The 21,742-nt window shown below is 64.7% G+C and carries 20 protein-coding genes, 1 pseudogene and 1 other annotated feature; of the genes and pseudogenes, 11 read left to right on the top strand and 10 right to left on the bottom strand.

Annotation, left to right across the window (positions count from 1 at the left end; all coding sequences use genetic code 11):
- Window positions 1–143: 143 nt before the first annotated feature.
- Window positions 144–2,765 carry a M1 family metallopeptidase gene (locus PVT67_RS06835; protein WP_301499156.1) on the bottom strand — a complete coding sequence of 874 codons (2,622 nt, stop codon included), beginning with the start codon at window positions 2,763–2,765 and terminating at the stop codon, window positions 144–146.
- A gap of 99 nt (window positions 2,766–2,864) precedes the next feature.
- Window positions 2,865–3,479 (bottom strand): YIP1 family protein, encoded by a 615-nt coding sequence (locus PVT67_RS06830; protein ID WP_301499155.1) that lies wholly within the window; start codon window positions 3,477–3,479, stop codon window positions 2,865–2,867.
- A gap of 132 nt (window positions 3,480–3,611) precedes the next feature.
- On the opposite strand from PVT67_RS06830, the gene thiD reads away from it, so the two are divergent.
- Window positions 3,612–4,373: a bifunctional hydroxymethylpyrimidine kinase/phosphomethylpyrimidine kinase gene (gene thiD / locus PVT67_RS06825; protein ID WP_301499154.1), complete on the top strand. Its 762-nt coding sequence runs from the start codon at window positions 3,612–3,614 to the stop codon at window positions 4,371–4,373.
- 138 nt (window positions 4,374–4,511) lie between these two features.
- Here thiD and PVT67_RS06820 read toward each other — a convergent pair whose 3' ends face one another.
- Together PVT67_RS06820 and PVT67_RS06815 are read right to left on the bottom strand one after the other, a co-directional pair.
- Window positions 4,512–5,255 carry a methyltransferase domain-containing protein gene (locus PVT67_RS06820; RefSeq protein ID WP_301499153.1) on the bottom strand — a complete coding sequence of 248 codons (744 nt, stop codon included), beginning with the start codon at window positions 5,253–5,255 and terminating at the stop codon, window positions 4,512–4,514.
- Window positions 5,252–6,007 carry a Nif3-like dinuclear metal center hexameric protein gene (locus PVT67_RS06815; protein WP_301499152.1) on the bottom strand — a complete coding sequence of 252 codons (756 nt, stop codon included), beginning with the start codon at window positions 6,005–6,007 and terminating at the stop codon, window positions 5,252–5,254. Before PVT67_RS06815 ends, PVT67_RS06820 begins: the two co-directional genes overlap by 4 nt.
- A 139-nt stretch (window positions 6,008–6,146) precedes the next feature.
- On the opposite strand from PVT67_RS06815, the gene PVT67_RS06810 reads away from it, so the two are divergent.
- The gene (locus PVT67_RS06810) at window positions 6,147–6,530 is read left to right on the top strand and encodes a hypothetical protein (protein ID WP_301499151.1); all 384 of its coding nucleotides are present in this window, start codon (window positions 6,147–6,149) and stop codon (window positions 6,528–6,530) included.
- 201 nt (window positions 6,531–6,731) lie between these two features.
- A complete protein-coding gene (locus PVT67_RS06805) occupies window positions 6,732–9,332 on the top strand; it encodes a TonB-dependent receptor (protein WP_301499150.1) in 2,601 nt (866 codons plus the stop codon).
- Between the two features lie 216 nt (window positions 9,333–9,548).
- On the opposite strand, the pseudogene rluB reads toward PVT67_RS06805, so the two are convergent.
- From rluB to rnm, 5 genes and pseudogenes are all read right to left on the bottom strand, one after another.
- A pseudogene (gene rluB / locus PVT67_RS06800) lies at window positions 9,549–10,433 on the bottom strand (23S rRNA pseudouridine(2605) synthase RluB); the annotation flags it as partial.
- Window positions 10,430–10,993 carry an SMC-Scp complex subunit ScpB gene (gene scpB, locus PVT67_RS06795; RefSeq protein WP_301499148.1) on the bottom strand — a complete coding sequence of 188 codons (564 nt, stop codon included), beginning with the start codon at window positions 10,991–10,993 and terminating at the stop codon, window positions 10,430–10,432. The pseudogene rluB and the gene scpB, both read right to left, overlap by 4 nt.
- Before the next feature lie 41 nt (window positions 10,994–11,034).
- Window positions 11,035–11,859, bottom strand: coding sequence for a segregation and condensation protein A (locus tag PVT67_RS06790; RefSeq protein ID WP_301499147.1), 825 nt, complete (start codon window positions 11,857–11,859; stop codon window positions 11,035–11,037).
- Window positions 11,856–12,476 carry an L-threonylcarbamoyladenylate synthase gene (locus tag PVT67_RS06785; RefSeq protein WP_301499146.1) on the bottom strand — a complete coding sequence of 207 codons (621 nt, stop codon included), beginning with the start codon at window positions 12,474–12,476 and terminating at the stop codon, window positions 11,856–11,858. Before PVT67_RS06785 ends, PVT67_RS06790 begins: the two co-directional genes overlap by 4 nt.
- On the bottom strand, window positions 12,473–13,297 hold the full coding sequence (rnm, locus tag PVT67_RS06780; protein ID WP_301499145.1) for an RNase RNM: 825 nt from the start codon (window positions 13,295–13,297) through the stop codon (window positions 12,473–12,475). The genes PVT67_RS06785 and rnm overlap by 4 nt, the downstream gene beginning before the upstream one ends.
- 252 nt (window positions 13,298–13,549) lie before the next feature.
- Window positions 13,550–13,650: a sequence feature (Trp leader region), on the top strand.
- A 22-nt stretch (window positions 13,651–13,672) separates the two neighbouring features.
- On the opposite strand from rnm, the gene aroF reads away from it, so the two are divergent.
- From aroF to PVT67_RS06740, 8 genes are read left to right on the top strand one after another with little or no spacing between them, the layout of a single operon-like run.
- Entirely contained in the window at window positions 13,673–14,686 is a 1,014-nt protein-coding gene (gene aroF / locus PVT67_RS06775) for a 3-deoxy-7-phosphoheptulonate synthase (RefSeq protein WP_301499144.1), read from the top strand.
- Window positions 14,683–16,191 carry an anthranilate synthase component 1 gene (locus tag PVT67_RS06770; protein WP_301499143.1) on the top strand — a complete coding sequence of 503 codons (1,509 nt, stop codon included), beginning with the start codon at window positions 14,683–14,685 and terminating at the stop codon, window positions 16,189–16,191. The genes aroF and PVT67_RS06770 overlap by 4 nt, the downstream gene beginning before the upstream one ends.
- Entirely contained in the window at window positions 16,188–16,766 is a 579-nt protein-coding gene (locus PVT67_RS06765) for an anthranilate synthase component II (RefSeq protein ID WP_301499142.1), read from the top strand. Before PVT67_RS06770 ends, PVT67_RS06765 begins: the two co-directional genes overlap by 4 nt.
- The gene (gene trpD, locus PVT67_RS06760) at window positions 16,763–17,773 is read left to right on the top strand and encodes an anthranilate phosphoribosyltransferase (RefSeq protein WP_301499141.1); all 1,011 of its coding nucleotides are present in this window, start codon (window positions 16,763–16,765) and stop codon (window positions 17,771–17,773) included. The genes PVT67_RS06765 and trpD overlap by 4 nt, the downstream gene beginning before the upstream one ends.
- Window positions 17,757–19,106: a bifunctional indole-3-glycerol-phosphate synthase TrpC/phosphoribosylanthranilate isomerase TrpF gene (trpCF, locus tag PVT67_RS06755; RefSeq protein ID WP_336407817.1), complete on the top strand. Its 1,350-nt coding sequence runs from the start codon at window positions 17,757–17,759 to the stop codon at window positions 19,104–19,106. Before trpD ends, trpCF begins: the two co-directional genes overlap by 17 nt.
- Complete coding sequence (trpB, locus tag PVT67_RS06750; RefSeq protein WP_301499140.1) at window positions 19,103–20,281, top strand: tryptophan synthase subunit beta; 1,179 nt, start codon at window positions 19,103–19,105, stop codon at window positions 20,279–20,281. Before trpCF ends, trpB begins: the two co-directional genes overlap by 4 nt.
- Window positions 20,278–21,066 carry a tryptophan synthase subunit alpha gene (trpA, locus tag PVT67_RS06745; protein ID WP_301499139.1) on the top strand — a complete coding sequence of 263 codons (789 nt, stop codon included), beginning with the start codon at window positions 20,278–20,280 and terminating at the stop codon, window positions 21,064–21,066. The genes trpB and trpA overlap by 4 nt, the downstream gene beginning before the upstream one ends.
- A gap of 55 nt (window positions 21,067–21,121) precedes the next feature.
- Window positions 21,122–21,340 (top strand): DUF3820 family protein, encoded by a 219-nt coding sequence (locus PVT67_RS06740; RefSeq protein WP_301499138.1) that lies wholly within the window; start codon window positions 21,122–21,124, stop codon window positions 21,338–21,340.
- Window positions 21,341–21,396: 56 nt separating this feature from the next.
- On the opposite strand, the gene cspE is transcribed toward PVT67_RS06740, so the two are convergent.
- Complete coding sequence (cspE, locus tag PVT67_RS06735) at window positions 21,397–21,606, bottom strand: transcription antiterminator/RNA stability regulator CspE (protein WP_301499137.1); 210 nt, start codon at window positions 21,604–21,606, stop codon at window positions 21,397–21,399.
- Between the last annotated feature and the right edge of the window lie 136 nt (window positions 21,607–21,742).

Raw genomic sequence — 21,742 nt, 5'->3', positions numbered from 1 at the left:
TGAAGATAGGCAGGGGGCCGCGGATGGGCAATAAATAGGCAAAAACTTTGGGATTCTATGCACTTTGATGAAGCTGAGGTGACATCTTGGCGACAAGGGCCCACAAAAAAGCCCCCTGTCGGGGGCTTTTTCCATGGCGGGCTTCAGCCCTTGGCGCGGGCGCTGCAGAGCTCGATGCTCTCCACTGCCCCCTTGAGGTTGCGCTCACCACCTTCGTAGTTGAGCTTACCGAAGTAGTCGGCAAGGTCCTTGGCCATCTCGTCAGAGCAGAAGCCGCTGAAGGCGGAGACGATGCGCTTGCGATGGGCAGCTGGCCACATGGCCTCCACCGCCTGGCGGTTGGCCTTGAACCAGTCGTAGGTGGCGGCGCGGGTCCTGTCGCTATAGGCCTGGTCGCCCATGATCATGAAGCGCTCGTTGACCCGCAGCGGCCCGGTCAGGGCCATGTCCAGCACTTCTTTGGAGAGCTGGGGCTCCTCGGTGCTGGCCAGGGCCTGCACCGCCCGCTGGCGCACCACTGAGTCTTCGCTGGCGGCCAGCTGCGCCTTGAGGGCCTCGAAAGCGGGGCGGCCTGTGTCCTGAACCCAGACGTCCAAGGCAAGGCCGGTCAGATCCGGGCTGATGCCGCTCGGCTTGCCGGCCATGTAGGCCTTGGCGGCCTCGCCCAACTGGGCCCGCAGTAGTGGGGCCTTGGCGGTTTCGGCCAGGAAATAGACCAGGGAGTTACGCAGCAGGGTGTCATCCTTGGACTCAGCAGCTCGGGTGGCGAGCCCCAGGGTGGCCAGGCGCGGGCCATACCAGGCCTGGTACTGGGCGCGGCGGGCGTCCTTATCCTGGCTCTGGTGCTCGAGGATGAAGGTCAACTGGTCCATGGGAGCCGTGGCCAGTTCGCGGTCCTTGAGTTGGGCAATGGTCGGCATCTGGGCCAGGTAGTCATCCACGCTCAAAGAGCCGTCGGCCAGGGCGGCATTGAAGCTGTCCAGCACCGCCAGGGCCTCGCCCTTGGGCAAGGTCGGCAACGCAGCCACCAGCGGCTGCCAATCGCTGACGCTGAAACGATAGTAGCCGGTGCCGTCGGCGTTGGGCAGCAGGGTCTTGGGACAATGGGCCAGGGGAATGTCGGTTTCCTTCTCGGTCAGCAGCTGGCAATGGCGCTGGCCGTCGGCGCTGAAGCAGAAAGGCACGTCCCAGGTGCGGTTAGGATCGCCCTTGGAGCCCAGCGGCAGGTAGCGGCTCTGGGTCAGGTGCAGGCTTGCCTTGCCGTCCTCGCAGTGGGTTTCCACTGCCACCTTAGGTACCCCTGTCTGGGTCAGGAAGGTCATGAAGGCATGGTTGATGGCCGGGTTATTGGCCGCCTTGGCGATGGCACCGACGAAGTCCTCGGCGGTGGCGTTGCCCCAGGCGTGGTCAACCAGGTGCTGGTGCACCCCTTTCTGGAAGGTCTTGGGCCCGACGAAGTATTCGAACATCTTCAGCACGGCGCCGCCCTTCTGGTAGGTGATACCGTCGAAGGCGTTGGAGATGTCGGCATTGCTGAGGATGGGCTGGCGAATTTCACGCATGTTGACCAGGGAGTCAGCGCTCATGGCCCGCTGGGCGCCTTGGGCTATGCCAAGGTCATAACCCCAGTCCGGCGCCCATGTGGCGGCGGCCTTGTTGCCGGCCCAGGTGGCGAAGGCTTCGTTCAACCAGATATCGGTCCACCAGGGCATGGTCACCAGATCGCCAAACCATTGGTGGGCCAGTTCGTGGGCATGCACTGAGGCGTAGGAGCGCTTCTGCCAGAAGGGGGCATCCTCGTCCATCAGCAGCAGCTGTTCGCGATAGGTGATGGCGCCGGGGTTTTCCATGGCGCCGGCGGCGAAGTCGGGCACCGCTATGATGTCCAGCTTCTTGTAGGGATAGGGGATACCGAAGTAGTCCTCCAGGGTCTGGACTATACCGGCGCTGTGCTCCAGGGCGTATTTGAGCTTCTCGCCCTTGCCGTGCACGGCCACGCCGCGCAGGGGTACCGCATGGTCGCGCAGGGCCGTCTTGGGCATGGGCTGCCAATCGACGATGTCGAGATCCCCCACGGCGAAGGCGAGCAGGTAGCTGGGCAGGGGCTTGGTGGTGGCGTATTGGATGTAGGTCCAGTCGCCCTCTTCCTTGCGGCTGACCTCAGGGGTATTGGCGACCGCCTTCATGCCCTTGGGAATGGCCAGGGTGATGTCGAAGGGCACCTTGAAGCGCGGTTCGTCAAACCCGGGGAAGGCGCGGCGGGCGTCGATGGACTCGAACTGGGTGAAGGCGTAGTTGCGGCCCCCTTCGCTGACCTTGTAAAGCCCCTCCAGGGACTGGTTGTAGGGCGCCTGGTAGGTGACCTTGAGGGTCAGCTTCTGGGGCTCCAGAACTTTGGCAAAACTGACCTTAATGACGCCGCTGTCATCCTTGGTCTCGACCTTGGCATCCAGCAGCTCGCCGTCCTGGGTCTGGGCCTGGATCTGCAGCTGGCTCATGTCCTTGGCGTGCATCCAGAGATGATCGCTGGCCTTGGACAGGGTCATGGCGATCTCACCCTCTCCCTTGAAGCTCTGCTGGTCCGGGTTCACCCAGAGGGTCAGGCTGTAATGGCTGGGCGCCTCCCAATCGGGCAACTGGGCGATTGGCACCTGCTCGGCCGCCGCCACGGCAGGCGCAGGCGTGGCCTGTTGCACCTGGGTGTTTTCGGTGTCCTGGCAGCCCAGCAGGGCCAGGGTCAGGGTACTGAGGACGAGTTTACGCATAAGGTATCTTTCTTCCGTGATTTAAGTTACAGAGACGTTAACACTGGAGGCGCTGGCGCCCAAGCGGCTACGACCAATTGCCGCCCAGGGACGACGAACTCACTGCAGGGCCAGGATATCAGGCCCCAATACCAGCAATATCAAGGGGATGGCTACAGCCAACGCCAGCATCGTGGCCAGCATCAGGGTCAGCAGTACCGAGGCCAGGGCGCGCCAGGCGCTGAAGCCGTTGGCCTCGGCCAGCATCTGGCAGGTGGTGATCACCGAATAGCAGGTCAGTACCAGCCCCACCAGGCTGACGACCAGCACGCCCCCCTGTTTCGGCAGCTGGCCGCTTTCTTCCCAGAGCATGGCATCGCCGTAGAGCAGGTAACCCAATAGCCAGAGGAGGATGCCCAGGGTGGCGGGGACGCCGCCCCAGGCCAGGGCGGTCCGGATCCCGAGGGCCTGGGCCTGGCCGTCGAACCAGCCGCACACCAGCCGCAACATCCAGCCCTGCAGGTAGAGCAGCGTCGTCGCCACCAGGGGGGCTACCAGCACCAGTAGGGTCACCGCCAAAGAGCTGTGGTGGCTGCTGAGCAGGTGCTGGGCCAGGGTCAGGTAGAAGGCCAGCACGTAAAGGCCAACAGAACTGTTGCCCGGCCTGTGCTGGATGATGGCTCTGTAGGTTTCCCTGGGGCGGGCCCAGAGGGAAAGAAGGGCTTGGTAAGGCATGCAGTTCCTTGGCGACCTGAACGAGTAATGGCCAGATTGTGTCAAGGCTGGCACGCCCTGGCAATCCGCCTTGCCCGGCGGGCTCAGTTGACCGACCATTAGGCGTTGTTTCCTTCAGATGCAGGACTGGCCATGCGCTATCCCGTGCTCTTTATCGGCGGTTCGGATCCGTCCGGCGGCGCCGGTATCCAGGCCGACATCAAGACCTGCCAGGCCCTGGACGGCTATGCCATGGCCCTGCCCACCGCCTTGACGGTGCAAAGCAGCCAGGGGGTGCAGGCCTTGGAGCTACTGCCCCCCAGCCTGGTGGCGGCCCAATTGCGGGCTGTGCTGGCCGACATCCCGCCCCTGGCCATCAAGGTGGGCATGCTGGGTAGCCCGGCCATAGCCCAGGCGGTGGCAGCCGAATTGGAAGCCTGGCAAGGCCAGGCGCCGCTGGTACTGGATCCGGTACTGTCGGCCAGCAGCGGCCTGCGCCTGGGGGCCTTGGAAGCCATAGCGGCCCTGCTGCCCCATTGTTCCCTGCTGACCCCAAACCTGCCAGAGGCCGGCGCCCTGCTGGCCCAAAGCCTGGAACCCAAGGCCCTGCTCGAAGGCCTCAAGGCCTCCCTGCCCTGCGCCTTCCTGCTCAAGGGCGGCCACGGCCAGGGGGCCCTGCTCACCGACTGGCTCTGGGACGGCAAGCGCCTGTCCAGCCTCACCGCCCGACGCCAGCCGGACGGCCAGCTGCACGGCACCGGCTGCACCCTGGCCGCCGCCATTGCCACGGAGTTGGCCAAGGGCAAGCCCCTGGCCATGGCCGTGCTACTGGCCCACCAATACCTGCAAGGGGCCATAGCCAGGGCCGCCAGGGCCCCCCTTGGCAAGGGTCCCCATGGCCCTCTCTGGCACTGAGGCCTTTCTCGTCGAGAAAAGGTAAGCTGCAGACTGGCCCGCAGGCCTGCCTTTATTGCCAAGAGCTGGCATGGGAAAGGGTCAGGGCCTCAGCCAGGCCTCCTGGCCAGGACCTGGGATCTAACCGCAGCCCGGGCTCTATTCAGCCGGCCTCCTGGCCAGGACGTGGATATAGCGGGCCAGGCTGCGATAGGGCTCGCGATTGGCCACCCATTCCTCCCAGCGGATCCGGGTCTCGAGATCCGGCTGCTGCTCCCCTTTCTGGAAATAGTCGGAAAAACAGCGGATGCCGGTCTTGGCCTCCAGGGTCCAGCCGGCCTCCTCCAGCCAACCGTAGACGTCTTCCGGCCAGAGCGGGCTGTGAGGGGTCAGGCTGTGACCGCCACCGTAGCTGCCCCTTTCCAGGTGACGGTAGTTGCCGCGGATGAGGTGGTTGAAGTCGATGCTGTGGCGGTTGTAGAAGAGCAAGGAGAGGTGACCGCCTGGTGCCACCCTGTCCATCACCTGTTGCAGTGAGCCGTGCTGGTCCCCCAGCCACTCCAGTACGGCGTGGAAGAGCACCAGCGGGTACTGGCCGGTAAGCTCCTTGAGCCGGGCCTGGCGGCACTGCACCTGGACACCGGCAGTTGCAAAGGCCTCGCGGGCCTTGGCCAGCATCTCGGCGGACGGCTCGGCCAGCTCCAGGCGGTGGCCAAGGCCGGCCAGCAGCAGGCTCATCTCCCCCTGGCCGCCGCCCACGTCCAGTATGTCCAGGAGCTCTGCCAGCAGCGGCTTGAGATCCCTCAGCACCAGGTGTTGGCGCAAGGCGCCCTTGTAGCTGTCGTAGATGCGGCGGCCGAACTTGGCCGCCAGGCGGTCTTCAAAGATGCGGTCTTGGGTCATACGGGATTGGGCAGATCTACGAAGCGCACGTCCAGATCGAACTGGTCGGCCAGGTGCTCACCCAAGGCCTTGATGCCATAGCGCTCTGTGGCATGGTGGCCGGCGGCGAAGTAATGAAGGCCACGCTCGGCGGCAATGTGGGTGGTGCGCTCCGAGACTTCACCGGAGATGAAGGCATCGACGCCGGCATCGGCGGCCAAGTCGATGTAGTCCTGGGCACCGCCGGTGCACCAGGCGACGGTCTCTATCACCTCGGGTCCCCCCGGCAGGTGCAGGGGGCGGCGGCCAAGCTTGGCTTCCAGGTAGGCGCAGAAGTCCAGAGCCTGCATGGGCATCGGCAAGCGCCCCTTCCACACCAGGCCCTTGCCCAGCTCGTCGTCGAGGGCGCCACGCACCTCCAGCTCCAGCTGGCGGGCCAGTTGGGCGTTGTTACCCAGGCCCTGGTGGGCGTCCAGGGGCAGATGGTAGCCCACCAGGTTGATGTCGTGGGCCAAGAGGCTCTTGATGCGCTTGGCCTTGATGCCGGTGATGATCTGGGGTTCGTTCTTCCAGAAATAACCGTGATGCACCAGCAGCAGATCGGCCCCCCAGCCGATGGCCTCGTCGATCAGGGCCTGGCTGGCGGTAACCCCGGTCATGATGCGGGTGACTTCCTCGCCGCCCTCCACCTGCAGGCCGTTGGGGGCATAATCACGAAAAAGCGTGGGCTTGAGCAACTCGTCCAAGTAGCCGAGCAAGTGCTGACGTTCCATTTTTCCTCCTTCTTCGCCGCCCAGGATAAAGGGGGACCTTGAGGGCAAAAACCATGAAATTAGACAGGGGTTGTTAAAATAAGTATAAAATCTGGCGGGTTAAACACGCCTATACGTCGAGGAATATAAGGAAAGGGCCATGGCCACTCTGGATAAAGACCAAGTATTGGCAGACTTCATCGCTGCCTACAACGCCAAAAACGGCAAAGAACCGCAGATCGAGCAAAAAGGCAGCTGGTATGCCATCGACGGCGGCAAAAGCGTCCGCCTGGCGGATATCGTCGATATGACTGCCGAACTCAAAGGCGGCGCCGGCGAGGCCAAGGCCACCCCGGCCAAGAAAGCGGCCGCGCCCAAGGCAGAGCCGAAAGCCGCCCCCAAGAAAGCCGCTGCCCCCAAGGCGGCACCGGCCAAGAAAGCGGTCACCCAAGTCAGTGCCGGTAGCGGCCTGCTGCCCAAGGCGTTCTGGGAAGATGTCCTGGAAGGCCGTGACCACCACTGCCGCCGCCCCCGCGGCTTCTGAAAAAACGCCGGCACCCGCCGGCGTTTTTCTTTCCCGCCCCCAACAAAGCCGCTTCCCCCCCTTGCTCGAGGCCTTTCAAAAGAAGGCACTTTAACAAACAAAAAACATCAAACTGCCTTTCCAGGCCCTACCTCAGGCGCCTTATGTTGGTTTCGTTACCATTTGGTAACACAACAAAAATATAACGACGGGAGGACCCCCATGTATCGCAAAACCCTGTTGGCCACGGCCGTGCTCAGCACCCTGGCAGCCTCGTCCCTGGCCCAGGCCGCCGATGACAAGAAGGACGATCAGGTCGAACGTATCGAAGTGACCGGTTCCCATATCCGCAGGGCCGACCTGGAAGGCCCCTCACCCGTGCTCTACATCGACGCCAACCAGATAGCCCGTTCCGGCGCCCGTGATCTGGGCGAACTGCTGAAGAAGCTGCCCGTTGCCGGCAACGGCAGCTTCAGCCCCCAGGGTAACGACTCCGACTCCACCGCCAACGGCTCAGCCGGTATATCCCTGCGCGGCCTGGGGGCCGACTCCACCCTGGTGCTGCTGAACGGCAGGCGCATCGCCGTCAACGCCTTCGCCCAGGGCATAGACACCGCCTTCGTGGACATCAACGCCATCCCCGTCGCCGCCATAGAGCGTATCGACGTGCTCAAGGACGGCGCCTCGGCCATCTACGGCTCCGACGCCATCGCCGGCGTGGTCAACGTCATCCTCAAGAAGAATTTCGACGGCACCGAGATCAACGCCAGCATGGGCGACACCAAGGACGGCGGCGGCGCCGAGAAGTCCGCCTCCCTGCTCTGGGGCCACGGCGACGACAAGGCCCACACCACCGTGATCCTGGACTACTTCAAGCGCGACGAGACCTTCTACAGCGACCGCAGCTACTCCAGGAATGCTGACCAGAGCAGCCGTGGTGGTACAGACCATAGATCCTCTTCCGGCAACCCCGGCTCCTATATCCCCGCCACAGTGGGCGCGGACGGATCCATCACCCCCAAATCCGATCTCTACGAATGGCAGCCGGACGTCAACTGCCCTGTTGAAGACCGTATTGGAGCTTATTGTCGCTTCAACTACGCGCCCTGGATGACCCTCAACCCCTCCACAGAGCGAACCGGCCTCATCCTGACCCACCAGCAGGAGATCACCGAAAACATCACCGGCTTCATGGAAGCCAACGTCCAGCACTCCACCAGCAACGTGCATGGCGCCCCCAGCCCCTCCTTCGGGGAGTTCTACATGCTGGCGGACAACCCCCTGTTCACCTCTGGCGCAGCCACCAACCCCTTCCCGGGTGAAGACCTGACCATGCGCCGCCGCACCACCGAAGCCGGTGCCCGCCACAAGCAGGTGGAAGCGGACAACCAGCGCCTGGTGCTGGGCCTGAACGGCCAGCAAAACGCTTTCGACTGGGAACTGTCCTACACCTACTCCCGCTCCCGCAGCCACGAATACGGCAAGTCCGGCTTTGTGCAGAGTTCCCGCTTCCAGGACGCCATCAACGCCGGCCTCTACAACCCCTTCGCCACAGAGCAGGATCCGGCGGTCATCGACGATATCAGCGTCCAGACCACCCGTTCCGGCCGCTCCGTGACCAAGGCCTGGGACGGCCAGATCTCCGGTGACGCCTTCGCCCTGCCCGGCGGCGACAGCCAATACGCCGTCGGCGTCGAATACCGCCAGGAGGAGATAGAAGACGTCCCGGACGAGCTGTTCCTGCGCGGCGAGGTGTTCGGCACCGAAGCCACCACCGCCTTCGGCAGCCGCAACCAGTATTCGGTCTACGGCGAACTGGCCCTGCCGATAGTGGAAAAACTGGAAGCCCAGTTGGCCCTGCGTTACGAGCACTATTCCGACTTCGGCACCAACACCAGCCCCAAAGTCGCCCTGCAGTACAAGGTCACAGAGGATCTGATGCTGCGCGGCTCCTGGGGCAAGGCCTTCCGCGCCCCATCCCTGGTGCAGCTGGGCCTGGGCCCGACCCAAGAGTCGCCAAGTCTTACAGACCCGCTGCGCTGCGAGAAAACCGGAGCCGATGAGGACTGCAAAGGCCTGGAGCGCACCGTGATCCTGTCCGGTAACCCGGATCTGAAGCCGGAGAAATCCGACTCCTACAACCTCGGCATGGTCTGGCAGCCCCTCGACGCACTGGAAGTGGTGATGGACTACTGGAATTACGACCAGAAGAACCTCATCGACACCGACACCCAGTACCGTTTGACGCAAATGGCCAATGGGGTAGCGGAAGACAACTTCCAGGTGATCCGTGAACCGGCCGCCAACGGCGTGCCCGGCCGCATCTTCCAGATAGTCGACCAGTACCAGAACCTCGGTGGCCAGAAGACAGACGGCATCGATCTCGACATGCGCTACCACCTGGACAGCAACGTTGGCCTCTTCAACCTGAGCTACCTGCTGACCTGGGTGAACAACTTCAAGGAGATCAAGGCAGACGGCAAAGAACGTAACCTGGCCGGCAAGTGGCGCCACCCCGAATGGCGCTGGAACGCCGCCCTGGATTGGAGCCTGAACGACTGGGCCGCCACCGCCAGGGTCAACTACATCGGCCAGTACGAAGACAACGTCGACGTCGGCGCCGACGGCACGGTGGACCGCTTCGTGACGTTGGACACCAGCGTCAGCTACCAGGGCCTGGAGCACTGGAAACTGACGCTGGGCGCCAACAACCTCTTCAACGAGAAGCCGCCCTTCTCCGACAACGACTTCATGGGCTACGACACCGAGACAGCGTCCGCCCAAGGCCGTTTCGCCTACTTCAGGGTCAACTACCGCTTCTAAAGCACCCCAACGAAAAAGCCGCCCAAAGGGCGGCTTTTTTTATCAGGGCTTGCGGCGGCTCTCATTGCGGCCGGCCCTGGTGGGGGCCTTGCGGCCGCCGGGGCGGGCAGGCCTTCCCTGTTCGCCACCTTGACGGGCCTTGTCACCGGGGCGGCCCGGCTTCTTGGTGCCGGCTTGCTCGCCGCGCAGCCTGGGACCTTCTTTGCCGGGCTTTTCCTGGCGGGGCTTTTCCTGGCGCTGCTGGCCACGGCCCTGCTCTGTTTCCCTGGCCTTGTCACGCTTGACGGCGCGGCGGATACGGGCGGCAAGGACATAAGGGTTGTCCTTGGCGTCGGCCCGCTCGTCCAACAGGGTACGAGTCTCTTCCGGCAGGCCTACCAGGGTGCGCAGGTAGTTGACTTCGGGCTTGGCCAGCTCCTTCCAGCCGCCCTGGGGCAGTTGGCGGTCGAGATCCATCTTGCCGTACTGGGTACGGATAAGGCGCGACACCTGTACTCCCTGGGATTCCCAAAGCCGGCGCACTTCGCGGTTGCGGCCCTCTGCCAGGGTGACGGCGAACCATTGGTTCATGCCTTCGCCGCCGGTGAACCTGATGCTGTTGAAGTGGGCCGGGCCGTCTTCAAGCTGCACGCCCTTGCGCAAGGTCTTGAGCATGGCGTCTGTCACTTCACCGAAGATGCGCACCTGGTACTCCCGCTCCACCTGGTGGCTGGGGTGCATCAAGCGGTTGGCCAGCTCGCCGTCTGTGGTGAACAGCAGCAGGCCAGAGGTGTTGATGTCGAGGCGGCCGACGGCCACCCAGCGGCCCTGCTTGAGGCGCGGTAGGCGGTCGAAGACGGTGGCCCTGCCTTCGGGATCCTTGCGCGAGCAGAGTTCGCCTTCGGGCTTGTTGTACATCAGCACTCGGCAGACCACCTCTTCGGAGCTGCTGATGGGCACTATATGGCCGTCGATACGCACTTCGGCATGGCTGTCGATACGGTCGCCCAGGGTGGCGACCTTGCCGTTGACGCTGATGCGGCCGGCGGCGATCAGGGCTTCAAGCTGGCGGCGGGAGCCGTGGCCGGCACGGGCCAGGACTTTCTGCAATTTCTCTGTCATGGGGTTTCCTCTTCGAGCCTCTCGGCTGGGTTGGTGATGTCCATCAGCTCGGGCAAATCGCCCAGGCTTTTCAAATTCATGTCGTCCAGAAACTGGCGGGTAGTGCCAAACAGCGCCGGGCGGCCAGGCACTTCCTTGGTCCCCACCACCCGGATCCAACCCCGCTCTTCCAGGGTGCGGATGATCTGGGTGCTGACGGCAACGCCCCGCACTTCCTCAATCTCGCCGCGGGTAATGGGCTGGCGGTAGGCGATGAGGGCCAGGGTCTCCAGGGTCGCCCGCGAGTACCGCGGTGCCTTTTCTACCCAGAGCCGGGACAGCAGCGGGCTCAGGGCGTCGTTGGCCTGGAAGCGCCAACCGCTGGCCACTTCCACCAGTTGGATGCCGCGGGGCCTGTAGTCCAGCTCCAGGGCCTGCAGGGCCTTGGTGAGCTTGGGACGCGAGATTGTATAGCCTGCCAGCACGCTGTCCAGCAGATCTTGGGCCGACAGGGGCCGGCCGGCCACGAACAGGGCCGCCTCCAGCACCTGTTTAAGCTGTTCGTCACTGATCTTGGCCATGGCTGACCTCCACTCTCAACGACACCCGTTGGCGTCCTTCGTCACCTGTCCTGGCCATGGCGGATCTCCACGCGGATAGGGCTCAGGGGCTCGGGCTGGATGATGCGCACCGCAGCCAGCTTCTGCAGTTCAAGGATAGCCACGAAGGTGACCACCACGCCGGACCGGCCCTCTTCGGGCGTAAAAAGGGCGACAAAGGGCAGGTGGCCGGCCTCGGCCAGGATCTCCAGCACCCTGGCCATGCGCTCGCGGGTGCTGAGCTTTTCCTTGCTGATCTGGTGCTTTTCGAACATGGCCGCGCGCTTGAGCACCCCCGACAGCGCCAACACCAGCTCTTCCAGCGCCACCTCGGGCTGCAGCTTGATGGGGGCACAGCCGGGGCCTGTGTCGGCGCCGGCGATAAAGGTGTCCCGCTCCACCCGCGGCAGGGCGTCGATGTCCTGGGCGGCCTGCTTCATCACCTCGTATTCCTGGAGGCGGCGGATCAGCTCGGCCCTGGGGTCCACCTCTTCCTCGCCCTCTTCGCTGACCCTCCTTGGCAGCAGCAGCCGGGATTTGATCTCGGCGAGGATGGCGGCCATCACCAGGTATTCGGCGGCCAGCTCCAGCTTCAGCTCCTGCATCAGCTCCACGTACTCCATGTACTGGGCCGTGATACGGGCCAGGGGCATGTCGACGATGTCGACCTTGTCGCGGCGGATGAGGTAGAGCAGCAGATCCAGGGGGCCCTCGAAGGCTTCGAGGAAGACCTCCAGCGCCTGTGGCGGGATATAGAGATCCTCGGGCAGCTCGGTGAAAGGCTGCCCGTGGACAAAGGCCAGCGGCAAAGGCTGCTGTATGGGCTGGGTCGGGGTGTCCTGGGTCATTGGAAGGGGGTCACGTCTCCTGCGCCGACCCTGACAATCTCGACGGCCTCTTCGCTCATGTCAATGACGCTGGTGGGTTTTTCCCCCAGCACGCCGCCGTGGATGATGAGGTCCACCTGCCGCTCCAGGCCGAAACGGAAATCCTCGGGATCCGACTCGGTAAAGTCGTTGCCGGGCAGGATAAGCGACGTCGACATCAACGGCTCCCCCAGGGCTTCCAGCAGCGCCAGGGCGATGACGTTGTCCGGCACCCGCAGCCCTATGGTCTTGCGCTTGGGGTTGAGCAGGCGCTTGGGCACCTCCTTGGTGCCCTTGAGGATGAAGGTGTAAGGCCCAGGGGTGTTGTTGCGGATAAGGCGAAAGGCCTGGTTGTCCACCCTGGCATAGAGGGACAACTCGGAGAGATCCTTGCAGACCAGGGTAAAATTGTGGTCGTCATGCAGCTGGCGGATGCGCACTATGCGCTCCAGGGCCGCCTTGTCCCCCAGGTGGCAACCCAGGGCATAGCCCGAATCGGTGGGGTAGACGATGACGCCACCGCTACGGATGATGGCCACGGCCTGGCTGATCAGCCTGGCCTGGGGGTTCTCCGGGTGGACGTAGAAAAATTGGCTCATAAGGATTCCCTCTCCCAGACTGCGCGGCAGCCCGCCGGCAGGTAAAGGTTGCGCCCCAGCTCCGAAAAAGGGCTGGGGTAATGAAAATCGGACCCCTGGGAGCCGGCGAGTTGGTGCTCGGCGGCCAATTCCGCCAGGAAACGCCGCTCATTCAGGGGTTGCTGGCACTGGGCCACTTCCAGGGCCTGGCCGCCCTGCTCGGCAAAGTCCGCCACCAGCTTGCGCAGCCATTTACCGGAAAGCTTATAGCGGCCCGGGTGGGCCAGCACGGCGACGCCGCCGGCAGCCCTGATAGCCGCAATGGCCTCGCCCATCTCGGGCCAGGGTGGCGGCACATAACCGGGGTTGCCGCGGGTCAGGTATTTCTTGAACACCGCCTGCATGGTCGGGGCCTTGCCCTGGTTCATGATGTACTGCGCGAAATGGGCCCGGGTCAGGGTGCCTGAGCCTGCCAGGGCGCGGGCGCCTTCCAGGGCGCCGGGCACCCGGGCCTTCTCCAGGCGCCTGGCCATTTCCTCTGCGCGCCGCTCCCGGCGCTCGGCCTGGGCGGCGATGAGGGTGGTCAGGGCCTCATGCTGCGGCTCCACCCAGAGACCCACCACGTGGATCTCCTTGTTCTGCCAGCAGGTGGAAAACTCGATGCCGTTGATGAGCTCAAGCGCCTCTCCCGCCGCTTCTCGGGCTTCGGCGAGGCCCGCGACGCTGTCATGATCGGTGATGGCCAGGTGGCTTACCCGGCGCTCAATAGCCCGCGCCACCAGCTCCCTGGGGGAGAGGCGGCCGTCGGAAAAATGGGTGTGGCTGTGCAGGTCGTAAAGCATGGGGCCATTCTAACTGAAAGAAGGCGTTGACAGGGGTAAAAAAGGCCTATAGCTTGGATAGCAATTCAACTATTGAAAGAAACACGACCCATGCAAAACCAAGCATTCAACCTCATCTGGTGGTGGCACAACCCTTAAGCGGGCTGTGAGCTTGGTCGTGTTTACGATTTCCAAGAAGGGCCCGCAGAAAGCGGGCCCTTTTTCGTTTCTGGAGTTTTTAAGGCAATGAGCAGCAAGACAAACAGCATGACTTTCCGTTGGTGGTGGCGCTCCTGGCTTCAGGCGGGCTAGCTGCACCTTGTTGTTTGTCGAACCGACATCCAAAAGCCCGCTGAGAAAGCGGGCTTTTTCGTTTTTGAATCAAAGGAAAACATCATGATCATCGTACTGAAACCCCATGCCACCGAAGCCGATGCCAAGACCATCCTCGCCCGCATCGAAGCCAAGAACCTCAAGCCCCTCTACATGCCCGGCGTCGAGCGCATCGTCCTCGGTGCCATCGGCGACGAGCGGGTGCTGGACGAGCTGAACCTCGAAGCCGACCCCATAGTGGAGGAGGTCAAACCCATCCTCTCCAAGCACAAGCTGGTGTCCCGCGAACTGCATCCCCACGACACCCAGGTGCCGCTGGGCAAGGTCAAGATCGGCGGCGAGCGTTTCGTGGTCATTGCCGGGCCCTGCGCCGTGGAATCCCGCGAGCAGCTGCTGGGGGTGGCAGAAATGGTCCAGCACCACGGCGCCATCGGTCTGCGCGGCGGCGCCTTCAAGCCCCGCACCAGCCCCTACGCCTTCCAGGGCCTGGGTCTGGAAGGCCTCAAGCTGCTCAAGGAAGCCAACGAGGTGCTGGGGTTGCCCACCGTCTCCGAGGTGGTGAGCCCGGAAGACGTGGACGCCATGGCCGAGCACGTGGACATGCTGCAGATCGGCGCCCGCAACATGTACAACTACCGGCTGCTGGAAGCGGTGGGCCGCTGCGGCAAGCCGGTGATGCTGAAAAGAGGCCTGTCCGCCAGCATCGAAGAGTTCCTGCTGGCCGCCGAATACATAGTCGCCCACGGCAACCCCCAAGTGGTGCTCTGCGAGCGCGGCATCCGCACCTTCGAGACCGCCACCCGCAACACCCTGGATCTTAACGCCGTGGCCCTGCTGAAGCAGAAGACCCACCTGCCGGTGGTGGTGGACCCTTCCCACGGCACCGGCATCCGCGAGCTGGTGATCCCCCTGGCCCGGGCCGCCGCCGCCGTCGGCGCCGATGGCGTCATCGTCGAGGCCCACCTCAATCCCAAGGAAGCCCTCTCCGACGGCCACCAGGCCCTGACCGCCGCCATGTTCGAACAGCTGATGCGCGAACTCAAACCCTTCGTGGCCGCCGCCGGGAGGACCCTGTGAGACCCGCCCTGCTGCGCCTGCGCCTCGGCGCCTGCCCCGATCCCCTGGTGGCCTACCGGGCCCTGGGGGCCAAGACCCACAGCCTGCTGCTGGAATCCGCCGAGCCCAGCGCCGGCAACGCCACCCAGAGCCTGGTCATCACGGACGCGGCCCTGAAGATCACCGCCCTCGGCCGCACCGTCACTGTCCAGGCCCTCACCGCCAACGGCGAGGTGCTGCTGCCGGTGCTGGCGGAGCGCCTCAATGCCCAGGTGGAAGGCAATACCTTCAGCCTGAGCTTCGAGCAGCCGGACACCGAGCTGGACGAGGACAGCCGCCTCAAGGCCCCTTCTGTCTTCACGGTGCTGCGGGAATTGCTGGCGCTCTTGCCCAAGGACGCCGACCTGCCCTTCGAGAGCCTGGTGGCCGGCCTCTTCGGTTTCGATCTGGTGGCCAGCCTCGAGGATCTGCCCGAGCTCGACGGCAACGAAAGGGTGCCGGATCTCTGCCTGTACCTTGCCGAGACCGCCCTCTACCTAAACCACCGCACCGGCAGCGCCACCCTGCTGGCCCTGGCCCTGGGTGGCCAGGGCTCCGCCAGCTACTTCGAGCTGTCCCGGCGCCTGGCCGGTTACCAGCAGCAGCTGGCCCAGGCCGCTCCCCTGCCGGCCCTGGCCATCCAAGCCCCGCCCCAGGCGCGGGTAGAGCCGGACGACGAGGCCTTCAAGGCCCAGGTATCGGCCCTCAAGGAGCACATCCTCGCCGGCGACTGCTTCCAGGTGGTGCCCTCGCGGCGCTTCTTGGCCCCCTGCCCTGCGCCCCTCATCAGCTACCAGGCGCTGCGGGCCCAGAACCCCAGCCCCTACATGTTTTATCTCAACGCCGGCGACTTCGTGCTCTTCGGCGCCAGCCCGGAAAGCGCCCTGACCGTCGACAGCCAGAGCCGTGAGCTGGCCATCTACCCCATCGCCGGCACCCGACCCCGCGGCAGCGACGCCGACGAAGACAGCCGTTTCGAACTGGAGATGCGCCTGGACGAGAAAGAGCAGGCCGAGCACCTGATGCTGGTGGACTTGGCCCGCAACGACGTGGCCCGGGTCTCGGAGCCCGCCAGCCGCACCGTCACCGATCTCCTCAAGGTGGACCGCTACGAAAAGGTGATGCACCTGGTATCCCGGGTCAAAGGCACCTTGCGCGGCGATCTCGATGCCCTGCACGCCTACCAGTCGGCGCTCAACATGGGCACCCTCAGCGGCGCCCCCAAACTGATGGCCACCCGCCTCATCCGTGAGACCGAAGGCCGCCGCCGCGGCGCCTACGGCGGCGCCATCGGCTACCTCACCGCCCGCGGCGACATGGACAGCGCCATCGTCATCCGCTCCGCCCTGGTCCAGGACGGCGTGGCCTGCGTCCAGGCCGGCGCCGGCGTGGTTTACGACTCGGTCCCCCAGCTCGAAGCCGACGAGACCCGCCACAAGGCCGCCTCTGTACTGCGGGCCCTGGGCGCCGTGGAGGTGCAGTCATGATAGTGCTGCTGGATAACTTCGACTCCTTTACCTACAACCTGGTGGACGACTGCCGCCGCCTCGGCGAAGAAGTGGTGGTCTACCGCAACAACGTCTCGGTAGAGACGGTACTGGCCAAGCTGCAAAGCCAGAGCGGCGCAGTGCTGCTGATCTCCCCCGGCCCCGGCACCCCGGACCAGGCCGGCAACCTCAAGGCACTGCTGGCCGAAGCCCTGGGCCGCTTCCCGGTGCTGGGCGTCTGCCTGGGCCACCAGGCCCTGGTGGAGCTGTGCGGCGGCAGCCTCAAGCGCTCGGCCCCGCCCCGCCACGGCAAGGCCTTCCGCCTGGCCATCCAGGACCATCCCCTCTTCCAGGGCATGGGCAGCGCCCCCATGGTGGGCCGCTACCACAGCCTGGTGGCCGACCTGGTGCCCGACTGCCTGACGGTACTGGCCACCAGCGAAGACCAGGTGATGGCGGTGAGCCACAAGCAATACCCGGCGCTGGGCCTGCAATTCCACCCCGAGTCCCTGCTGACCCAAGGCGGTCACCAGCTGCTGGCCAACGCCCTGACTTTGCTGCGAGGTGCATCATGAGCCTGGATACGCTGCTGCAGGGCAAGGCCCTGGACGTGACCGAGGCCCAGGCCTTCTTCACAGAGATGGCCGCCGGCCGCCTCGAAGACGTGACGCTTGCCGCCGCCCTCACCGCCATGAAGCTGCGCGGCGAGCAGAGCAGTGAACTGCAGGGCCTGGCCCAGGCGCTGCTGGCCGCCGCCAATCCCTTCCCCCGGCCCCAGGGGGATCTCATCGACTGCTGCGGCACCGGCGGTGACGGCGCCAACACCCTCAACATCTCCACCACCGCCGCCTTCGTGGCCGCCGCCGGTGGCGTCAAGGTGGCCAAGCACGGCAACAGGGCCGTGTCCTCCCAGTCCGGCAGCACCGACGTGCTGGGCGCCCTGGGGGTGCCGGTGACGGTGCCGTCCACCGTCGCCCACCGCGCCTTGATGAACACCAACCTCTGCTTTATCGCCGCCCCCCAATACCACCCCGGCATCAAACACGCCATGCCGGTGCGCAGGGCGCTCAAGACCCGCACCCTCTTCAACCTGGTGGGGCCCCTGGTCAACCCCGCCCGCCCCAACCTGCAGCTGATGGGGGTCTACGATCCCGCCCTGCTGGACGTGGTGGCCAGCGCCCTCAAGGCCCTGGGAGTGGAGCGGGCCCTGGTGGTGCACGGCAGCGGCCTCGACGAGCTGGCCCTGCACGGCCCCACCCAGGTGGTGGAGCTGCTGGACGGCGCCCTTATCCAGTACAAGCTGACCCCGGCGGATCTGGGCCTTGAGGAAAGGGCCATAGACGAGCTGGCCGGCGGCGATGCCGCCTTCAACGCCGCCGCCCTGGAAAAGCTGCTTGCGACCGGCGAGCGCGGCCCTTACTTTGACGCTGTGGCCGCCAATGCGGGGGCCCTCTTCTACTTGGCCGGCAAGGCTGCCGGTCTGAAGGAAGGTGTTGCCCTGGCCGCCGAGATACTGGCGTCCGGCCGGGCCCACGCCACCCTGCAACAACTCAAGGAGATCCTTCGTGGCGACAGTGCTTGAGCAGATCGTTGAGCGCAAGAAAGCGGACCTGCCGGCCCTCAAGGCCCGCTATCCCAGGGCCGCCACCATGGCCCTGCCCCAATCCCGGCGCTCCCTGGAACACAGCCTGCGCTACGGCAGCGGCTTTATCCTCGAGTGCAAGAAAGCCAGCCCCTCCAAGGGACTGATCCGCCCCGACTTCGATGCCTTGGCCCTGGCCAAGGCCTACCAGTCCTACGCCAGCGGCATCTCGGTGCTGACCGACGAGCCCTACTTCCAGGGCCATCCTGATTACCTGGCGGCGGTGGCGGCCGAAGTCAAGGTGCCGGTGCTGATGAAGGACTTCTTCATCGACCCCTTCCAAGTGCGCCTGGCCCGCTACCTGGGGGCCGACGCCATCCTTTTGATGCTGTCGGTGCTGGACGACGCCAGCTACCGGCAACTGGCCGAGGAAGCCGGCAAATTCGGCCTGGACGTGCTGACCGAAGTGGCCACCGCTGAGGAGCGGGACAGGGCCGTGCGCCTCGGCGCCCGCATCATCGGCATCAACAACCGCAACCTCCACGACCTGTCCATCGATTTGCGCCGTACCGAGACCCTGGCCGAGGGCATTCCCGAGGACAGGGTCATCATCAGCGAGTCCGGGATCCGCACCCACGGCGACGTACAGCGCCTGCGGAAGGTGGCCAGGGGCTTCTTGGTGGGATCCGAGCTGATGAGCAAGAGCGACGTCAACCTCGCCTGCCGCCAGCTCATCCTCGGCGAGCACAAGGTCTGCGGCCTGACCCGGCCCCAGGACGCCAAGGCCGCTTATGAAGCCGGCGCCACCTACGGCGGCCTCATCTTCGCCGCCAAGAGCCCCCGCCAAGTGACCCTGGCCGAGGCCAAGGCCATCACCCAGGCCGCTCCTTTGGCTTATGTGGGGGTCTTCAAGGACGCCCCGGTGGCGGAAGTGGCCGAGGCGGCCGAGGCCTTGGGGCTTTTCGCCGTACAGCTGCACGGCGATGAAGATGCCGACTACGTGGCGGCCCTGCGCGGCCTCACACAGGCGCAGCTCTGGAAGGCCAGCACCGTGGAGGCCCCCAGCACCCTGGCCGTGGACCGCCTGGTGCTGGACAGCCAGGACGGCGGCCAATTCGGCGGCACAGGCCAGAGCTTTGACTGGCAGGCCATCCAAAACCCCGCCAAACTGCCCCTGATGCTGGCCGGCGGCCTGGGCCCGGCCAATGTCCAGGCCGCCCTCAAGGTCCCCGGCATACTGGGCCTGGATCTCAATTCCAAGCTGGAGTCCGCCCCCGGCGTCAAGGACGCCGCCCTTATCCAGCAGACATTCCAATTGATGAGGCAAGCATGAGTCGTTTCTCCCCCTATTTCGGCGAATTCGGCGGCACCTTCGTGCCGGAGATCCTGGTGCCGGCCCTGGACCAGTTGACCCAGGCCTTCGAAGACGCCATCGAGGATCCGGCCTTCCAAGCCGAGCTCGGCAAACTGCTCAAGCACTTCGCCGGTCGCCCCACGCCCCTTTACGAGGCCACCCACCTCAGCCCCAATCCCAAGGTGCGCATCTTCTTGAAGCGCGAGGATCTGCTGCACGGCGGCGCCCACAAGACCAACCAGGTGCTGGCCCAGGGTCTGCTGACCCAGCGCATGGGCAAGACCGAGATCATCGCCGAGACCGGCGCCGGCCAGCACGGGGTGGCCACCGCCATGGTGGCGGCCATGCTGGGCCTCAAGGCCCGGATCTACATGGGCGCCAAGGACTGCGAGCGCCAGCAGCCCAACGTCTACCGCATGAAGCTGATGGGCGCCGAGGTGATCCCCGTCCATGCCGGCTCCGGCACCTTGAAGGACGCCGTCAACGAGGCGCTGCGCGACTGGGCCGCCAACTACGACAAGGCCCACTACCTGCTGGGCACGGCAGCTGGTCCCCACCCCTTCCCGCACCTGGTGCGCGAGTTCCAGCGCATCATAGGTAAAGAAGCCAAGGCGCAGATGATCGAAGCCATAGGCCGGCTGCCGGATGCCGCCATCGCCTGTGTCGGCGGCGGCTCCAACGCCATCGGCCTCTTCGCCGACTTCATCGAGGAAGAAGGGGTGGAGCTCGTCGGCGTCGAGCCCGGCGGCGAGGGCCTCGACACCGGCAAGCACGGCGCCCCCATCCATCTCGGCCGCACCGGCATACTGCACGGCATGAAGAGCTACCTGATGCAGGATGACGAGGGTCAGGTGCAGGAGTCCCACTCCATTTCCGCCGGCCTCGACTACCCGGCCGTGGGCCCCCAGCACGCCTTTCTCGCCCAGACCGGCCGGGCCCAGTACGTGGCCGTGACGGACGACGAGGCCATAGCCGCCTTCAAGACCCTGTGCCGCAGCGAGGGCATCATCCCCGCCATCGAGTCCTCCCACGCCCTGGCCTACGCCCTCAAGCGGGCAGCGGCCGCCACCGAGGAAGAAGTGCTGCTGGTCAACCTCTCCGGCCGCGGCGACAAGGATCTCAACACCATCATGCAGCTGGAGGCCGGACAATGAGCCTGTACCAATCCCTCTTTGACCGCCTCAAAGCCCAGGACGAAGGCGCCTTCATCCCCTTCCTGACCCTGGGCGACCCGGATCTGGAGACCAGTTTCGAGCACCTCTGCCTGCTGGTGGAAAACGGCGCCGACGCCCTGGAGCTGGGCATGCCCTTCTCCGATCCCGTAGCCGACGGCCCCACCATCCAGGGTGCGACCCTGAGGGCCCTCGCTGCCGGCACCACGCCGCAAAAAGCGTTGGACCTTATCCGCCGCCTCAAAGACAGGTACCCGCAGATCCCGGTGGGGCTGCTGACCTACGCCAACCTGGTCTTTGCCGCCGGCATCGACAGCTTCTACCAGCAGGCCAAGGCCGCCGGGGTGGATTCGGTGCTGGTGGCGGACGTGCCGGTCAGGGAATCCCAGCCCTTCGTGGCCGCCGCCAAGACGGCCGGCGTAGCGCCTGTGCTGATAGCGCCCCCCAACGGCTCGGAGGAAACCCTCAAAGCCGTGGCCGAACTCAGCGAGGGTTACGTCTACCTGGTATCGAGGGCCGGGGTCACAGGCACGGAGACGGCGGCCGGCAAGCCGCTGGGCCACATCATCGAGACCTTGCGGCGCTACCAGTCGGCCCCTGTGGTGCTGGGCTTTGGCATAGGGGAACCGTCCCAGGTCAGGGCGGCGTTGGAGGCCGGCTGCGACGGCGCCATCAGCGGCAGCGCCACCGTGAAGGCGGCCGAGCGCGGGCCCAAGGCCCTGGCGAGGTTTGTCGAAGGCATGAAGGCGGCCAGCCGCCAAGCCTAAAGGAAAGGGCCCGATGGGCCCTTTCTGTTATGCTGGCCTCCAAAAAGAGGCCGCCATGTTCGACAAAGCCACACTGCTCAAGCTCGCCAACACCCGCATGCCCTTCGGCAAATACCAGGGCCGGTTCCTGATGAAGCTGCCGGAGGAATACCTGCTGTGGTTTCAGAAGAAGGGGTTTCCCGAAGGCGAGCTGGGAGAATTGATGGCGCTGGCATTGGCGCTCAAGATAGAAGGCCTGGACAGGTTGCTGGACCCTTTGCAGCGTCCTTTTTGACGGGCATGAAAAAAGGACGCCGAAGCGTCCTTTTTCTTAAGCTGGGTAACGTGGTCTTACAGAGCGACGACGTTGGCAGCTTGGGGGCCTTTCTGGCCTTGTTCTACGTCGAAGGAAACCTTTTGGCCTTCCTTCAGAACGCGGAAACCGTTGCCCTGGATGGCGCGGAAGTGAACGAATACGTCAGAACCGCCGTTCTCAGGGGTGATGAAGCCAAAACCTTTCTCTTCGTTGAACCACTTTACAGTGCCGGTAGACTTGGACATGGGATGTCTCCTGAAGTTGACTGTGCGCCGAGGCGCGTTAAACAAATTACTTATGATGACAAACAGTTAGTGAAGCTTCAGGACAACATTTCTGGTAAAGCGGAATGTGTAGCGAAGTATCAAATCTTGACTGTTA

Origin of the sequence: Gallaecimonas kandeliae (assembly GCF_030450055.1) — a bacterium.
Classification (GTDB): domain Bacteria; phylum Pseudomonadota; class Gammaproteobacteria; order Enterobacterales; family Gallaecimonadaceae; genus Gallaecimonas; species Gallaecimonas kandeliae.
The sequence above is the reverse complement of the archived record's forward strand: the minus strand, read 5'-3'. Positions and strand labels throughout refer to the sequence as shown.

Excerpts from the sequence above, each read along its gene's own strand:
- PVT67_RS06835 (WP_301499156.1), bottom strand. The coding sequence starts at position 2,765 with ATGCGTAAACTCGTCCTCAGTACCCTGACCCTGGCCCTGCTGGGCTGC.
- PVT67_RS06830 (WP_301499155.1), bottom strand. The coding sequence starts at position 3,479 with ATGCCTTACCAAGCCCTTCTTTCCCTCTGGGCCCGCCCCAGGGAAACC.
- thiD (WP_301499154.1), top strand. The coding sequence starts at position 3,612 with ATGCGCTATCCCGTGCTCTTTATCGGCGGTTCGGATCCGTCCGGCGGC.
- PVT67_RS06820 (WP_301499153.1), bottom strand. The coding sequence starts at position 5,255 with ATGACCCAAGACCGCATCTTTGAAGACCGCCTGGCGGCCAAGTTCGGC.
- PVT67_RS06815 (WP_301499152.1), bottom strand. The coding sequence starts at position 6,007 with ATGGAACGTCAGCACTTGCTCGGCTACTTGGACGAGTTGCTCAAGCCC.
- PVT67_RS06810 (WP_301499151.1), top strand. The coding sequence starts at position 6,147 with ATGGCCACTCTGGATAAAGACCAAGTATTGGCAGACTTCATCGCTGCC.
- PVT67_RS06805 (WP_301499150.1), top strand. The coding sequence starts at position 6,732 with ATGTATCGCAAAACCCTGTTGGCCACGGCCGTGCTCAGCACCCTGGCA.
- scpB (WP_301499148.1), bottom strand. The coding sequence starts at position 10,993 with ATGGCCAAGATCAGTGACGAACAGCTTAAACAGGTGCTGGAGGCGGCC.
- PVT67_RS06790 (WP_301499147.1), bottom strand. The coding sequence starts at position 11,859 with ATGACCCAGGACACCCCGACCCAGCCCATACAGCAGCCTTTGCCGCTG.
- PVT67_RS06785 (WP_301499146.1), bottom strand. The coding sequence starts at position 12,476 with ATGAGCCAATTTTTCTACGTCCACCCGGAGAACCCCCAGGCCAGGCTG.
- rnm (WP_301499145.1), bottom strand. The coding sequence starts at position 13,297 with ATGCTTTACGACCTGCACAGCCACACCCATTTTTCCGACGGCCGCCTC.
- aroF (WP_301499144.1), top strand. The coding sequence starts at position 13,673 with ATGATCATCGTACTGAAACCCCATGCCACCGAAGCCGATGCCAAGACC.
- PVT67_RS06765 (WP_301499142.1), top strand. The coding sequence starts at position 16,188 with ATGATAGTGCTGCTGGATAACTTCGACTCCTTTACCTACAACCTGGTG.
- trpD (WP_301499141.1), top strand. The coding sequence starts at position 16,763 with ATGAGCCTGGATACGCTGCTGCAGGGCAAGGCCCTGGACGTGACCGAG.
- trpB (WP_301499140.1), top strand. The coding sequence starts at position 19,103 with ATGAGTCGTTTCTCCCCCTATTTCGGCGAATTCGGCGGCACCTTCGTG.
- trpA (WP_301499139.1), top strand. The coding sequence starts at position 20,278 with ATGAGCCTGTACCAATCCCTCTTTGACCGCCTCAAAGCCCAGGACGAA.
- PVT67_RS06740 (WP_301499138.1), top strand. The coding sequence starts at position 21,122 with ATGTTCGACAAAGCCACACTGCTCAAGCTCGCCAACACCCGCATGCCC.
- cspE (WP_301499137.1), bottom strand. The coding sequence starts at position 21,606 with ATGTCCAAGTCTACCGGCACTGTAAAGTGGTTCAACGAAGAGAAAGGT.